Origin of the sequence: Shewanella sp. NKUCC05_KAH (genome assembly GCF_019345585.1) — a bacterium.
GTDB lineage: Bacteria > Pseudomonadota > Gammaproteobacteria > Enterobacterales > Shewanellaceae > Shewanella > Shewanella oncorhynchi.
The window spans coordinates 119,520-134,130 of sequence record NZ_JAHKQZ010000003.1; the positions used below are offsets into that span (position 1 = coordinate 119,520).

Consider the following 14,611-nt stretch of genomic DNA (forward strand, 5'->3'; position numbering starts at 1 on the left):
TTCCAACTGCTGTTTTGATGTCGTAGGGCGACTTGAGTCAACCTAAAGATTGGGCATATCAAGGCTAAATTAAGCTAGCCGTGTTAGCGCGTGCGGATCAGAACATAATGGGCTAGAGAACGCAACTGTTAGCTGTAACTCAATTTAATGCTTCTTTGTGATGTCCATCTCATGCTTTTTGGTTGCTAATTAGTTTTATATATTGGTTATTGTGATTATTGCAGCGTTATTAACTGTATTGTTTGATTTGATTACCGCGTTAAAAGTGAGATCTACGATTAAAGTCTAAGCAGTTAGTTTGCATATTCTTCAATTAATTTTTATTCAGGTCGATATTCCTGAATTGTCATGCCTATGTAGGCAGGCATTTTTAATGCTTGTCTTTTGAATGAGTGCCCGCTAGGAAGTAGAGCGCTCTTAGCACTCAGTCCTGCAGAATTCTGCGTCTTGAGCTTATTTGGGTATCAATACTGGATATTGTGTTTTTGGAGTAGAGGAAAATGACATTTGTTATCTGGAGTCTTTTGCTTTTAGGCTCACTCGTTTGGTTAACATATTGTGGCAAGCAGCTTATTGCGCTGGGCGTGATGGGTTGGCCTTAGCACGTTATTGAGCATATCCACTTGACCTTACAATTCATGGTGGCTGGGATAATATTTAAATCGGCTTTAGGTTCTAAAAAGTCTGATCGTTATTAAAGTGACACAAAGTTAACTAAATCTAATAAAAGCAAAGGGACGCATTGGCGTCCCTTTGTTATGTTTAAACGGCTTAAATACTAAAGCTTAGGCTTAACTTGCCGCTTTCATGCTAGCCAATACGCGATCAGCCGCTTCTAAGGTTAAGCGCATTTCTTCTTCGCCATGGGCCATTGACAGGAAGCCTGCTTCATAGGCACTTGGCGCTAAGTAAACACCTTCATCTAGCATGCCGTGGTAGAAAATACGGAACTGTTCGATATTGCATTGGGTCACTTGATCGAAACGAGTGATCTCGGGTTGTTCCGTGAAGAAGAAACCGAACATGCCACCAACATAGTTGATCGCCATTGGAATACCGTGCTTATCCGCAGCCGCTTTAAAGCCTTCTGCAATACGTTTGGTTTTCGCGCTCAGTGCTTCGTATAGACCTTCTTCACACAGGGCTTCCATTTGTGCCAGACCCGCTGACATCGCAATGGGGTTACCCGATAACGTACCCGCTTGGTAAACCGGACCTGTAGGAGCGATAAATTGCATCACATCTTTACGGCCACCGAAAGCCCCCACTGGCATACCGCCACCAATCACTTTACCGAGTGTGGTTAAGTCTGGTGTGACGCCGTAGTAACCTTGAGCGCCACTTAGTGATACGCGAAAACCTGTCATCACTTCATCGATAATCAACAGCGCGCCAAACTCATCACACATATCACGCAGACCTTGAAGGAAACCAGGGACAGGTGGAATACAGTTCATGTTGCCAGCAACGGGCTCGATGATGATGCAAGAAATCTCAGTTGGATACTGCTCGAACAGGGTTCTAACTGAATCTAAATCGTTATACACAGCCGTTAAGGTGTGTTTGGCGAAATCTTCAGGAATACCGGGTGAGCTAGGTTGACCTAACGTTAACGCGCCAGAACCGGCTTTCACTAACAGGCAATCTGCGTGGCCGTGGTAGCAGCCTTCAAATTTTAAGATCTTGTCACGATTGGTAAAACCGCGTGCCAAACGGATAGCACTCATAGTGGCTTCTGTACCTGAACTCACCATGCGTACTTGCTCGATAGAAGGCACCATAGAGATGACTTTTTCGGCCATTTGCACTTCAAGCTCAGTTGGCGCACCAAAAGATAAGCCATTTTCTACCGCTGCTAATACCGCAGCACGGATTTTAGGATGGTTGTGGCCGAGGATCATCGGGCCCCAAGAACCGACATAGTCTATATAAGCTTTACCATCGGCATCGTAAATATAAGCGCCGTTAGCTTTTTCAATAAACAGGGGCGAACCGCCTACACCATTAAATGCACGAACCGGAGAGTTAACGCCGCCGGGGATGGTTTTTTTAGCCTGTTCAAATAGCGCTTCGGAACGGGTCATGTTTAGTCCTTAAAGTCTGTAGCCAATTAGCGATCGGCTTTACGTGAATACCAATTAACCGGACACTCATATTTTTCGAGTTGATTATCAACGCCGAGTGTCAATGCAAACAAAGCCATGCGAATTAACAGCCCATTATCCGCCTGTCTGAAGATAGCAAGATTGGGATGGCTATTTAAATCATTATCTAACTCATTGGCTTGCGCCCGTGAATCCCTTGGAAGCGGGTGCATAATGACAGTGTTAGATTTGCAATGCTGAGTGTAAATACTGCGATTTAAGCGGAACTTGCCGCGATACTTATTTGCTTCTTCCTGTGAAGGGAAGCGTTCTTCTTGAATGCGAGTGAGATACAAAATATCTGCTTGATCTAAATGGCCTTCAAGTTGGTCGGTTATTTTGATGCTATGGCCAGCATTTTCAATGTCGGAGATCACATAATCAGGCATAGCTAATTCAGCGGGTGAAATCAGTGTGAAACTGATGTTTTTATACATGCAGAGTAAACGCGACAGTGAATGTACAGTACGGCCAAATTTTAAGTCGCCGACCATAGCGATGTGCATGCCATCGATACCGCGGCCAGCACATTTGAGTTCTTTTTGGATAGTGTATAAATCGAGTAAAGCTTGGGTCGGATGCTCGTTCGAACCATCGCCGCCGTTGATCACTGGGACGCGGCTGCCTTCAGCAAACTCTTTGACCGAGTAAGAGTCTGGATGGCGCATGGCAATGACATCAGAATAGGTGGATAACACCCGCGCCGTATCGTACAGGGATTCACCTTTAGATAAAGACGATGAAGCCATGCCTGTGGTTTCACGTACATGGCCGCCGAGCAAGTTAAAGGCACAGCCAAAACTCACGCGGGTACGGGTACTCGGTTCGAAAAACAGGTTACCTAAAATGGCGCCATCGAGCACATTATTGCGCTTCTCTCGAAGTGCATAGGGCATCATGCGGCTAGCGACATTAAAAATAGTTTGGATTGAGTCAAGATCTAACTGGTTTACGGAGAGGATATGGGATCCTTCGAACTGATTCATCAGCCTGTTTTCCAATTTGCTAGGGGGCATTTTAAGCAGCATTATCGCGCTTATCTGCCCTGATGTTATGTAGGGTGGCTGAGGCGCGATTGTAGCAGAAGCGCTGGGGCAACGAAATAGCCACATTGCCACTGTGTTAGATTTTTGCGATGAAGCCCAAAGCTTTTAATCTGCCGTCTCAGGTTTGAATCAAAATTAGGTATTGAATAGCGGCTAGATTTTGAAGCGATATTAGGCTTGGCCTGAACGAATCTCATGTTGTAGGTTCGACCAACTGATCACCCCAACCACATTGTCTGGTGTATCTTGATAGATAAACACCTCACCGCAGCGTTTGGGCGACAATAGTGAATAGACTTCATTGAGGGTGGTGCTGTCGCTTAGCCCTTGCATGGGATGGCGTGATAGCGTGGTACTGTCATCATAGGATTGCATTTCAAGACTAAGCATTTCGATAATGCCATCGGCATTGCGGACTAGCACAGGGCGACCTTCGGCGCGTTTTAGCACTTCGAGTAACAATTCATCGTTGTTATTGACGATAACAAAGCGTTTATCCATTAAGGCTCGTACGCCTTTTTTCTGCAGTGCTAAATTCACGGGGGCGACCTTATAACCTAGTCCCATAATTTCTAATTGCTTAAAGAAAATGGAGTCGGTCTTAAAACCCTGATAAGCAATTAAAAAAGCCGGAATTGTTACAAACATTGCCGGTAAAATAATGCTGGCGTCATTAGTCATTTCTAACAGGGCGACTAAGGCGGCCAGCGGCGCGCTTAAACACACGCCCATCATGGCTGTCATGCCGATCACAGTGTAAAGCCCTACATAAGGGGCGATGGACGGGAATAAGATAGCGCTGATCAGCGCCAAAATCGCCCCGAGCAGCGCGCCGATACCATAAAGTGGACCAATTAAACCGCCGGGAATACCTAAGCCAATCGCCGCAATAGTGGCAATGATTTTGGCAAATAATAGGGCGATTAACAGCAATAGGCTTGGATGTTGGCTAATGGCTTCGCCAATAGCGAGATCGCCTGTGCCAAGGGCTTGTGGCAATACTAGACCTATTAAGGTGGTGACGCTGCCCGCCAGTAATAGTCGGTAAATGAGTGGCCAGTTTTGACCCGTCGCGGTGACTTTTAAGAGTGAGTAATTAAACAGCGCCGCGGCGCAGCCTAATACCACGCCGCCAATGGCGAGAATAGGGTAATGGTCTAAGGGAATGTGGATCACTTGAATACGGTCAAATTCGTGCACATTACCAAACACCAGTTGGCTTGAAACTGCGCCACAAATTGCTGATAGCATAATCGGGAAAAAGTAATGGATTTTATATTCACGTACTATCACTTCGAGTACAAAAATCACCGCCGCCAAGGGCGCGTTAAACGTTGCGGCAATCCCTGCTGCAATGCCACTGGCACACATGATGCGTACGCTATTATCGGGAAGATTGAATTTTTCAGCAAGAAAACTGGCGCTGACAGCACCCATATGAATGGCTGGACCTTCACGGCCGACTGAGAAATTTGTGCCTAGGGCAAAGAGTGCTTGAAAAAATTGCCCAGCGGCGGATTGTAGGGGGATTTTACCATAATGCAGTTTAACTCTATGTAACACATAGGCTATTCCCATACGTTTGTAGCGTTTGGAGCCTAACTTCGCCACTATCCAAATTAATATTGCGCCTAAAAGGGGTAACAGGGCTCGCCAGTCGGCGACGTTCCCCGTAAAATCCAGCGCCTGTATTTGGGTGTAATGATTAGCCCAAACGAGCAAGAGTCGAAACAGTAAGATCACACAGGATGCAAAAATAGCAAATAACAGTGCCAGTATGCACAGTTGTGCACTGATGCGGGCTTGAGATAAATGGTCACGTAGCTCATTGGTTAAATACTTTTTGGCTGTGACTATGGCATGTTGGATAGCGACTTTATTTATCGTTAATTGCACTACATTGGCCTGAGTTGTATTGTATCGAACTCGTTCTTGAGTGATTGTATTTTATATAAGGGGCTGTTACCTAATGCCAAATTATCATCGTTGGCTAGATCGGCTGCAAGTGATGGATCTCAAGTATCGTCCATCTTCAGTATATTTATCGCTTTTAGTGTTTGTTTCTATTCTTTTTGGGGCTTGGATAAGTTTTCTGCTATTAAGCAGCGATGAGCCTGTTGTTAAGCATATCAGCAGCAAGACTCAACGCTTGACCGCTGAGTTAGAGGCACAGACCCAACTACTTGCAACCCGAAATTTAGAGCTGTCCGTCGAGCGAGAGGCTAATACCCAAATGCAAGAAATGTTTGGTCAGCAAATGAAAAAGCAAAAAGAATTGGAGCATGAACTGGCGTTTTACCGCAGCATTATGACACCGGATGATAATGCTGAAGGTGTCGCTATTCACGGACTTGAAATGACGCCGGGCGCTTTGGCCGATGAATACCATCTCAAGTTGGTGTTGACTCAGTTGCAAAAGCGTAAGCAAGCTATTCAAGGCCGAACAGAATTGACGCTCATTGGTGTGCAAGATGGCAAATCTGTTAGCTTGAGTGTGAACAAACTCACGGGTTCTAAGTTGGAATTTGATTTTCGCTATTTTCAAGTCATAGATACCAAGGTCACTGTTCCTGCTGGCTTTAATTTACAACAAGTGAAAGTCAAAGTGCTGGTGCCTTCGAGCCGCTGGACTAAGAATTCGCAGACCGAACATGTCTATAGTGCCCCTGAGTTATTACAGGGTGAAAAAGAACCACGGGTAATACTTGAACAAAACAGTCAGGTAAAGGATAATTTGCCCCAGAAAACTGATGTAAGAGGTAGTAATGACTGATCAAGCTGATACAGCAATGCCAATCCAATTTACCGATGCGGCAGCCGCTAAGGTGAAAGGTTTGCTGGAAGAAGAGCAAAATCCTGCACTTAAGCTACGAGTCTATGTGACTGGTGGTGGTTGTTCTGGATTTCAGTACGGCTTTACCTTTGATGAAAAGGTCAATGACGGCGATTTTACGATAGAAAAACAAGGCGTTCTCTTGGTTGTCGATCCTATGAGCCTACAATATTTAGTCGGTGGTGAAGTGGATTACACTTCAGGACTGGAAGGTTCTCGCTTCTTCGTGAAAAACCCTAACGCAACCACAACTTGTGGCTGTGGTGCCAGTTTCTCTGTGTAAAAAGTTTTTCTGTTTAATGATGACTAACTTTGCATCTTTATTAGGCGTGGAGTGAGATCAAAAAAGCCGTCGCAATGACGGCTTTTTGTTGGGCTAAATTTATTTTCTACAAGAGCTTAGCTCATGATGTTCAGGTTAAGCTTAGGCTTAAACCATGCCTTTACCTTTTTATCAAAGGCTATCCAAACTTGCAGTAATGACAAGACGATCAAAGCGATAAAAATCACATAGTCAGGCAGTTTTCCCTGCCATTCACCTAGATACACTGTCGTTGGACCTACCACTAAGTTGCCCGGATCGTACATGATCACTGGCAGCATGCTAATCAATCCAAGCTGCACGACTGTGTAGCCGCGCAGCATGATAAGCCCTGCTTTTTGCCGACCGATAATGGCAATCACCATCAGGAGGGTTAGCAGACAAAATAACACCCCTTGTTTAGCGATTAAGCCACTCACTGACGCAACAACATACACTAGCAATAGGGCAATGAGTCGTTTCGGAAAGTGCTGACTCAGGGCTGTACTTGCCTCTGATGTCGGTATCGCCGATTTTTGCTCGCTCATAGGCATTCTCGTTTAGCGATAGCGATTAGTGGCTTTGCTTAGGCGCTAATCTTTGATCTAACTCATAAGGCGGGATTACCACACCTAAATCATCTAATACTGGGAATACGGCGACAAAGAGGTCGTCATCTTCCATGCCTGGCACCCATCTTTCGTGAAATTCGTCGAGTGGAATCGCTAACGTTTGGCAATCACTCCATTCATCCACAGCCCAAGAATCAGCGGCTTCTTCGGTTGGCCACATTGGGATGCAATCTTCTTCTTCAGTGGTTAACATCACGCAACCGTCTTGATCTTGTAATGTCCAAAGTATTTTGTGTTCTTTAACTTGTTCAACGAGGTAATCGTAACGGGCTTCTGGCGTCATTGCTGCTGTCTCAGCGAGGTTTTTAACAGTCTTGCTCATGAAAAATATCTCTTTTGCTTGGATAGGGCGAAGCCTGTTGTGTCTCTAATGTAAAAACCTAGGGCACAGCAAAATTCGCCAGTTGGCTAAATGGTAACATTAGAGCGGGATTAGAAAAAGAACAACAGCGCCAAGAGAGCGCTGTTGTGTTAGATCTTCGGCTTTTATTCTGCCGCGTGGAAGTAGCGATAGATAAAGCCCGCCAAAATGGCACCGGCAATCGGTGCTACCCAGAACAACCAGAGTTGTGATACCGCCCAGTCACCGACAAACAGTGCAGGGCCTGTGCTACGCGCTGGGTTCACCGAAGTATTGGACACAGGAATACTAATAAGGTGAATTAAGGTTAAACCTAACCCTATGGCAATTGGGGCAAATCCCTTAGGCGCTCGCTCATCGGTGGCTCCTAAAATAATAATCAAGAAGAACAGTGTCATAACGATTTCACAAATCATCACCGACAGCATGCTATAGCCACCTGGTGAATGCTCACCAAAACCGTTAGAGGCAAATCCGCCCGCGAGTGAAAATCCCTCTTGTCCTGAAGCGATGAGATACAAGATGCCTGCGCCAACAATTCCACCCGCGACTTGGGCTACGATATAGGGCAATAATTCTGCTGCCGGAAAACGTCCCCCAGCCCAAAGGCCGAATGACACTGCAGGGTTGAGATGACAACCTGAAATATGGCCAATCGCAAAGGCCATGGTTAATACGGTTAATCCAAAAGCTAAAGCGACGCCGAGTAAGCCTATGCCTACTTCTGGAAATGCGGCGGCAAGTACAGCACTACCACACCCTCCAAGGACTAACCACAAGGTGCCGAGAAATTCTGCCGCCATTTTTTGTGACATGTTCATTGTTTGATTTCCTATTCTTTTAAAGACGCTTGTTTGTTAATCAGTGCGTCTTTATTCCTAATTTACCTGCCTATTAGCGGATTTTGTCTGAGTGAGCAAAATCGCGCTGTAGACATGAGTTCCCTTAAAACCAGTTTCTTATTGAACGCCTATGAGGCTATTCCTAAGTGTTTGAGCTGTTTATAGCAATATCCTGTATCCGTTTTTACTATAGTGAGACTTGATTAAGCTTCAGTGACGAAACTTTTTTACTCATGCTTCTGTCACTAAATGCTTCAGTAATTAAGAATAGATGGCTTTAAAATAGCTGCTGATTTTCTTGAGAAATTTAGGCTGGAAGAGGGGGGAAAGATTAGTTTGTCTTTTAAAGACAACAAGAGCTTCATGTAGAAGCTCTTGTTTAGGTTATCGCTTTAGTATTTTGCGACGGCCAATTACTTAGCGCTAAATCGTCCGCCGAGTATGGCTTCACGGGATGCGCCTGTTACTGCAGGGAGATTAGCGGGTAAACCTAAGTGATTGCGCATGGCGAGCCAGGCAAAGGCGATGCCTTCTGCCCACTTAGGATCGACGCCAAGGGCCGAGGTAGTATCCAGCTTATAACCTGGTAATAAGGCTGCAAGACGCTGCATCAGTTGACCATTAAATGCACCGCCGCCACAGACGAATAATTCCCCTTCATTGGATAGTTTTATAATGTCTTGGGCTATGCTGTGGCAGGTTAAATCCAATAAAGTTGATTGAATATCTTCTTCATCTAAATGATTAAAGGGCGATAATTGCTGCTCTAACCAAGCTTGGTTAAACAGTTCGCGACCAGTGCTTTTAGGGTAAGCAAGGGAAAAATACGGATGCGAAAGCAACTGAGTTAATAAGCTTTCATCAGTTTTTCCGGATGCAGCCCATTCGCCATTTTTATCGAAGGGTTCACTTTTAACCTGTTGCATCCAGGCATCAATTAAGGTGTTGCCTGGCCCTGTATCAAAGCCTAAGACTTCTTCGCTATTGCCCGGCAGATAGGTGATATTGGCAATACCACCAATATTGAGGATGACACGTTTTTTACCGACTTGGGCAAAGGTTTGCTGGTGGAATGCGGGTACTAAGGGCGCGCCTTGCCCACCAAGGGCAATATCTTTGCGACGAAAATCGGCAATGACATCTATGCCTGTTTCGGTCGCAATAGTATTAGGATCGCCTATTTGTAAGGTAAAACCCACTTCGAGGTTTGGCATATGGCGCACAGTTTGACCATGGCTACCAATGGCGATGACATCTTCTTTCGCAATAGCACATTTAGCCATCAGATTATTGACTGCTAAGGCAAATAGCTGACCCACATTTCGATCTAAACGGCCGAGGCGGTTAATTTCATCTGAGCTGGGTAAGCACAGGCGCTGTAGACCTTTGAGTAAATGGCTCGGAATAGCTTCGGTATGGCTGGCGATAAGCTGCGGCTGCGCGCCTGAAAAGTCGACCAATACTGCATCGACACCGTCCATGCTGGTGCCTGACATAAGTCCAATATAATAAGCGTTTTTCATTGGGAGGAATCCATCCGTCGTTATTGCATTGCCAATTGCGTTTGCTTGTTTTGCGAAAGTGTAGTCATCAATTGCTTGCTAAGTGCATCGAATTGATTTTTTTCTTTTCTCGCAATTGATTCGGATTTCGGTAGCGTAATCGTTCTCGGGTTGCGGTGTACGCCATTGACGATAAATTCGTAATGTAAATGAGCCCCTGTGACACGGCCTGTTTTACCTAAAGTACCAATAATTTGTCCTTGCTTAACGTTGGCGCCTTTGCTGACATTACGTTTTGTGAGGTGTAGATATTTGGTGGTATAGGTATCGTTATGTTTAATAAACACATAGTTACCGTTGAATTGATTATAACCAGACTCAATAACGCGTCCACTACCCGCAGCTTTAATGGGCGTGCCAATGGCTGCGACATAGTCTACACCCCGATGGGCTTTGACTTGGCCTGTCACTGGGTGCAAACGTCTTGGGTTAAAGTTGGAGCTGACATACTTAAAATCGACCGGTGAGCGCAGGAAGGCTTTACGCATACTAGTGCCATTTTCGGAATAGTAGTTACCGTCGGTATAGCGAATGGCAGTATAGCGTTCATCTTGGTTAACAAATTCTGCAGCTAAGATATTGCCATTACGCAAAAATTCACCATCGGCATATTCTTGCTCGTAAATAATGGCAAAGCTGTCGCCTTCGCGTAAGTCTAAGGCAAAGTCGATATCCCAGCCGAATACGGTCGATAATTGTAATATCTGGTTGGCAGACATGCCCGCATCCACGGCGGCATTCCAGAAATTGCTCTTAATTTTGGCACTGGTGAAATGGTTGCGGATTTCCACATCCTTTTCGGAGATTTTTTCGTTGTATTGCTCTTGGCTTTTAGTGATGACTAGGGTTGAAATAGCATCGACTCGATAACGCACTTCAGTCAAATTACCGTTTGCATCCTTTGAAATCACAATTTCTTCGCCCGGCATTATCTTAAGCAAGTTTTGCTTGGCTAAAGGCAACTGGGTGATTTCATAAACGTCTTTGCTGGTTAAGCCAGCGCGATCAAATACCGCGGCTAAAGTATCACCATTTTTGACGTTAAAATGTTCGACATCTCTGTGAAGAGCGCTTTCGTGGGATCCTGCGGCTTGATTATTAGCTCCAGCTGCAGCGAGCGCATCGGGTGAAGATAACGGTTCTGCCGTTGTCGGAGCATTATCTGTTTGACCTTCTGGCAACTCAGGGCGTTCAGGCGAGCGAAAAGCTAAGGGCACATCATAACGGGTGTTGATTTGAGCTTGGTCATCAATGCTAGTGGTTTGTCTTGAAGCTTGCGCTTCTTCAGAAGGTAGAAGCATGGTTATCATTGTGATAACTGAAAGAATGCTAAGGAGAATTTGATGCTTTTTAGGCAACAATTTAAATAACGTTATAACCTTTCCCATTGACGCCGATACCAATAACCAGAGACTTAAATAATCCCGTTAGTGTACACACTTTCAATTGTGGTGGCTAACAAGTAACATAAGTCTCTTCATTTTATGATCATGGCCTTAGGAGTCCCTGCCGAGATGGCTGATTTAGACCAAGTATTAGCAGAAATTAGACGTGGTACCGATGAGATTTTACTCGAAGCGGATCTGCTGGAAAAACTCAAAGAAGGACGTCCACTCCGTATTAAGTTAGGCGCTGACCCTACCGCTCCGGATATCCATCTTGGACACACAGTAATCTTGAATAAATTAAGATTATTCCAAGAGTTAGGTCATGAAGTCATTTTTTTGATTGGTGACTTTACTGGTATGGTGGGGGACCCAAGTGGTAAAAATAGCACACGTCCGCCGCTCACCCGTGAACAAGTTTTAGCGAACGCAGAAACCTATAAAGAACAGGTTTACAAGATCCTCGATCCTGCTAAGACTCGTATCGAATTCAACTCAAGCTGGTTAGAGCCATTGGGCGCCGCTGGTATGATCCGTCTCGCGTCTAAGCAAACAGTGGCTCGTATGATGGAGCGTGATGACTTTAAGAAGCGTTATGCCTCGGGTCAGTCTATTGCGATTCATGAGTTTATGTATCCTTTACTGCAAGGTTATGACTCAGTTGCGCTGCAGGCCGATGTTGAGTTGGGTGGTACAGATCAAAAGTTCAACCTGTTAATGGGCCGTGAACTGCAAAAAGCCGAAGGCCAAAAGCCACAAGCTGTGATCATGATGCCGCTGCTCGAAGGTTTAGACGGCGTGAAGAAAATGTCTAAATCGGCGCATAACTATATTGGCGTGAGCGAACCTGCCAATGAAATGTTTGGCAAGCTGATGTCAATTTCGGACGACTTGATGTGGCGTTACTTTGAACTACTGTCATTCCGCCCACTGGCTGAAATTGAACAGTTTAAGCAAGATGTGGCGAATGGGTCTAACCCACGTGACACTAAAATCGCCTTAGCTAAGGAAATTATCACACGTTTCCACGATGCAGCGTCTGCCGAAAGTGCGCATCAAGCCTTTGTCGATCGTTCTAAGGGCATGATCCCCGATGATATCGAAGAAATTGAGTTAGCTGCGGGTGAAGGTATTGCGATTGCCAATCTGTTGAAAGACGCGGACTTAGTGTCATCGACTTCAGAAGCGATGCGGATGATCAAGCAAGGCGCGGTAAAGATGGACGGCGAAAAGCTAGAAGATAGCCGTGTGACTTTGTTAGCGGGTACTGTTGCTGTATTCCAAGTAGGTAAACGTAAGTTTGCCAAAGTGACTTTGGTATAGTGACGTTGGTTTAGTTAGGTTTACGCTACAGTAAGTTTAAACGAACAAAAAGAGCGCCTTAGGGCGCTCTTTGTTTTTGAATCTTTTGACAATACAAGATTAAGGCGCTGTGCTGGCCTCATGCTCGGCGATATTACATCTGTCGGTGCCAAAGTGTTGCCCACCACTGCATTTCCATGCCAATTGGGCCGAACTTACCTGCCAAAGTTTAGCGTTTTGTTTCAGTGAGATAATCAACAGCATCTGTGGATGCTGCTTGGAAAGCTCGCTCACTTGATAGGTTAAAATGCCGTCTTTATTGGTTTGAGTTCGCACTAAGGTAAATTTGTTGCCTGCATATTGGCTGCTGATTTTATTGGGATCTTCCGACCAAGGCTGATGTTGTGCCTGAGCGGTACGTAGTTGTTGATTAAAATGGCTTACTGGCTGAACGGCGTAGGAAACGATAATGGGCTGTAAGGCCTGTGCTTTGGGGGCCAGTATTAAGCCATTAAGGGCGAGTAGGGCAATCAATCCAAAAAACTTCATACAAACCTCATTGAAACGAAACGGCTCAGTCAATTTTTCAAAGGTGAAATACGCAGTGGTATTGACTCATTGTTAGTTTCGACTCGTTTTTAGGGATCAAGTTTCAAAGACGGGTAAATTTTGTGACTACTGCATCGCTAATTGGTCTGACATGGTCTGGTAATCGATTAGGTCGACATGTTCCGTTACTCTGCGATTGAGCATGTCGATCTTAAGGCTTGTCACACCAGGTATCGCAACATCGATGATTTTCCCCGGTTTGCCAAATTGTTCACCTGGACCCTTGAAATGGTAGTTACCTATCATCACCACTAAAGAGCCTGCATTATACATATGTTCTATGTTGAAGTTGTACTCGAGCACGCCCTCGTGGGCGCGCTCAAGGAAGTCGATAATGAAGCGGCCACCAGTGTATTTACGGTTGGCGGTTTTGTCGAAGAAGACGCTTTCGCGGTTATAGAATTTTCGCAGTGTCTTATAGTCGTGTTCAGTCAGCGCATTCATATATTTTACGGCTAACTGCTGTTCTTGTGGCATTTCACCTGAGTTGGCTTGTGCCGCTGCAGGATTGAGGGCTGGAACAAAAATGAGGCACAAAATAAAACACAATATTCGCAAACTATTCCCTCTTGGTCTTGAGATCAAAGGCCGGTAATGAAAGATGCCACTTGATGGCACTTAAGCGGATTAATAGGGCACTGGCCATCGCCAGAAACAGCGCCATTTTTTCGCCCATACCGTAGGCTAAGCTCACGGTATAGCCGATACCACCTATGATCGAAGCTGTGGCATAGACTTCTGTGCGTAAGACCATAGGAACTTGTCTACACAGTAAGTCTCGAATAATGCCTCCTCCCACGCCTGTGATCAAGCCCATTACGACGGCGATCATCCCACTCAAGCCCATATTGAGGGCCTTTTCGGCACCTATCACGGTAAAGAGGGCCAATCCAAAGGCATCTGCGACGGGTAAAATATACTCGGGTACCTTACGAGGGCGACGGACTAATAGCAAACAGACGAGCACGGTCGCGAGGATCACTATGATGTAATTCGGGTCGCGGATCCAGAACACTGGCGTTGCACCAATTAAGGCATCACGAATACTGCCACCACCGACAGCGGTAACCGAGGCGAGCACGATTACGCCAAAGGGGTCCATTCTATGGCGTCCAGCGGCAAGTGCGCCGGATAATGCAAATACAGCGGTACCCCATAAATCAAAAAAGTAGATCCACTGGCTCATTTACTCATCTCTTTGATATGGATATTTAATGCGTCAACAGAGATGCGGATTTCAATCACAGATAAAATCAGTGAATAGAGCAAGAGCAGTAGGCTAGCGCCAAAAATCACTGAGCCGGTTTTATTAAAGCCGATATAGATAAAAATCATACACAGTACGCATAGTGCAAAGCTTGACACGCCTGCTTCCTGCATTCGACGAATGATAGTAATACGCTGGCTCAGGTTCTTAATTTGATCTTTATGTACGGGTTTTTCACCATTGCTTAAATTTCGGATTAATGCGGCTAAGGCAAAAAAACGATTGGTATAAGCTAATAATAACAATGAGATAGCAGGAAATAATAACGCAGGTGTTGTTAATGAAACATGCATGTTTTCGAGCAAGATGGTCAGCCTTTAACTTCAC

At 45.2% G+C, this 14,611-nt stretch carries 15 protein-coding genes; 3 read left to right on the forward strand and 12 right to left on the reverse strand.

The genetic code is table 11. From position 1 onward, the window contains the following. Positions 1-791: 791 nt before the first annotated feature. The 3 genes from hemL to KO533_RS04210 all read right to left on the reverse strand — a co-directional run bounded on the left by hemL (position 792) and on the right by KO533_RS04210 (position 5,086). Positions 792-2,084, reverse strand: a complete 1,293-nt coding sequence (gene hemL, locus KO533_RS04200; RefSeq protein ID WP_105249882.1) for a glutamate-1-semialdehyde 2,1-aminomutase — start codon at positions 2,082-2,084, stop codon at positions 792-794. 26 nt (positions 2,085-2,110) lie between these two features. Continuing rightward, a complete protein-coding gene (locus tag KO533_RS04205; RefSeq protein ID WP_105249881.1) occupies positions 2,111-3,130 on the reverse strand; it encodes an aspartate carbamoyltransferase in 1,020 nt (339 codons plus the stop codon). A gap of 231 nt (positions 3,131-3,361) precedes the next feature. Next, on the reverse strand, positions 3,362-5,086 hold the full coding sequence (locus tag KO533_RS04210; RefSeq protein WP_219252981.1) for a chloride channel protein: 1,725 nt from the start codon (positions 5,084-5,086) through the stop codon (positions 3,362-3,364). 73 nt (positions 5,087-5,159) lie between these two features. Between KO533_RS04210 and KO533_RS04215 the strand changes: the two genes are divergently transcribed. Both KO533_RS04215 and erpA read left to right on the forward strand, forming a co-directional pair. Next, a complete protein-coding gene (locus KO533_RS04215; protein ID WP_219252983.1) occupies positions 5,160-5,963 on the forward strand; it encodes a DUF6776 family protein in 804 nt (267 codons plus the stop codon). Then, positions 5,956-6,306, forward strand: coding sequence for an iron-sulfur cluster insertion protein ErpA (erpA, locus tag KO533_RS04220; protein WP_006080742.1), 351 nt, complete (start codon positions 5,956-5,958; stop codon positions 6,304-6,306). The genes KO533_RS04215 and erpA overlap by 8 nt, the downstream gene beginning before the upstream one ends. 116 nt (positions 6,307-6,422) lie before the next feature. Here erpA and KO533_RS04225 read toward each other — a convergent pair whose 3' ends face one another. From KO533_RS04225 to KO533_RS04245, 5 genes are all read right to left on the reverse strand, one after another. Further along, positions 6,423-6,872, reverse strand: a complete 450-nt coding sequence (locus KO533_RS04225) for a hypothetical protein (RefSeq protein ID WP_219252985.1) — start codon at positions 6,870-6,872, stop codon at positions 6,423-6,425. Positions 6,873-6,897: 25 nt separating this feature from the next. Beyond that, positions 6,898-7,278 (reverse strand): DUF2750 domain-containing protein, encoded by a 381-nt coding sequence (locus KO533_RS04230; RefSeq protein ID WP_028760853.1) that lies wholly within the window; start codon positions 7,276-7,278, stop codon positions 6,898-6,900. A gap of 164 nt (positions 7,279-7,442) precedes the next feature. Continuing rightward, positions 7,443-8,138: an aquaporin Z gene (gene aqpZ / locus KO533_RS04235; protein ID WP_173246158.1), complete on the reverse strand. Its 696-nt coding sequence runs from the start codon at positions 8,136-8,138 to the stop codon at positions 7,443-7,445. Between the two features lie 434 nt (positions 8,139-8,572). After that, on the reverse strand, positions 8,573-9,682 hold the full coding sequence (locus KO533_RS04240; protein WP_173246155.1) for an anhydro-N-acetylmuramic acid kinase: 1,110 nt from the start codon (positions 9,680-9,682) through the stop codon (positions 8,573-8,575). A 20-nt stretch (positions 9,683-9,702) separates the two neighbouring features. Further along, positions 9,703-11,109, reverse strand: coding sequence for a peptidoglycan DD-metalloendopeptidase family protein (locus KO533_RS04245; protein ID WP_219252987.1), 1,407 nt, complete (start codon positions 11,107-11,109; stop codon positions 9,703-9,705). A 126-nt stretch (positions 11,110-11,235) separates the two neighbouring features. Here KO533_RS04245 and tyrS point away from each other — a divergent pair, with 126 nt between their 5' ends. Then, positions 11,236-12,429, forward strand: coding sequence for a tyrosine--tRNA ligase (gene tyrS / locus KO533_RS04250; protein WP_131523049.1), 1,194 nt, complete (start codon positions 11,236-11,238; stop codon positions 12,427-12,429). 99 nt (positions 12,430-12,528) lie between these two features. Here the strand turns inward: tyrS and KO533_RS04255 are convergent, their stop codons facing one another. From KO533_RS04255 to KO533_RS04270, 4 genes are all read right to left on the reverse strand, one after another. Next, entirely contained in the window at positions 12,529-12,957 is a 429-nt protein-coding gene (locus KO533_RS04255; protein WP_113940677.1) for a hypothetical protein, read from the reverse strand. Positions 12,958-13,083: 126 nt separating this feature from the next. Further along, a complete protein-coding gene (locus KO533_RS04260) occupies positions 13,084-13,575 on the reverse strand; it encodes a nuclear transport factor 2 family protein (RefSeq protein WP_028760847.1) in 492 nt (163 codons plus the stop codon). A gap of 1 nt (position 13,576) precedes the next feature. Then, complete coding sequence (locus KO533_RS04265) at positions 13,577-14,203, reverse strand: trimeric intracellular cation channel family protein (RefSeq protein ID WP_105249873.1); 627 nt, start codon at positions 14,201-14,203, stop codon at positions 13,577-13,579. Continuing rightward, positions 14,200-14,577, reverse strand: coding sequence for a DUF2721 domain-containing protein (locus tag KO533_RS04270; RefSeq protein ID WP_012088590.1), 378 nt, complete (start codon positions 14,575-14,577; stop codon positions 14,200-14,202). The genes KO533_RS04265 and KO533_RS04270 overlap by 4 nt, the downstream gene beginning before the upstream one ends. Between the last annotated feature and the right edge of the window lie 34 nt (positions 14,578-14,611).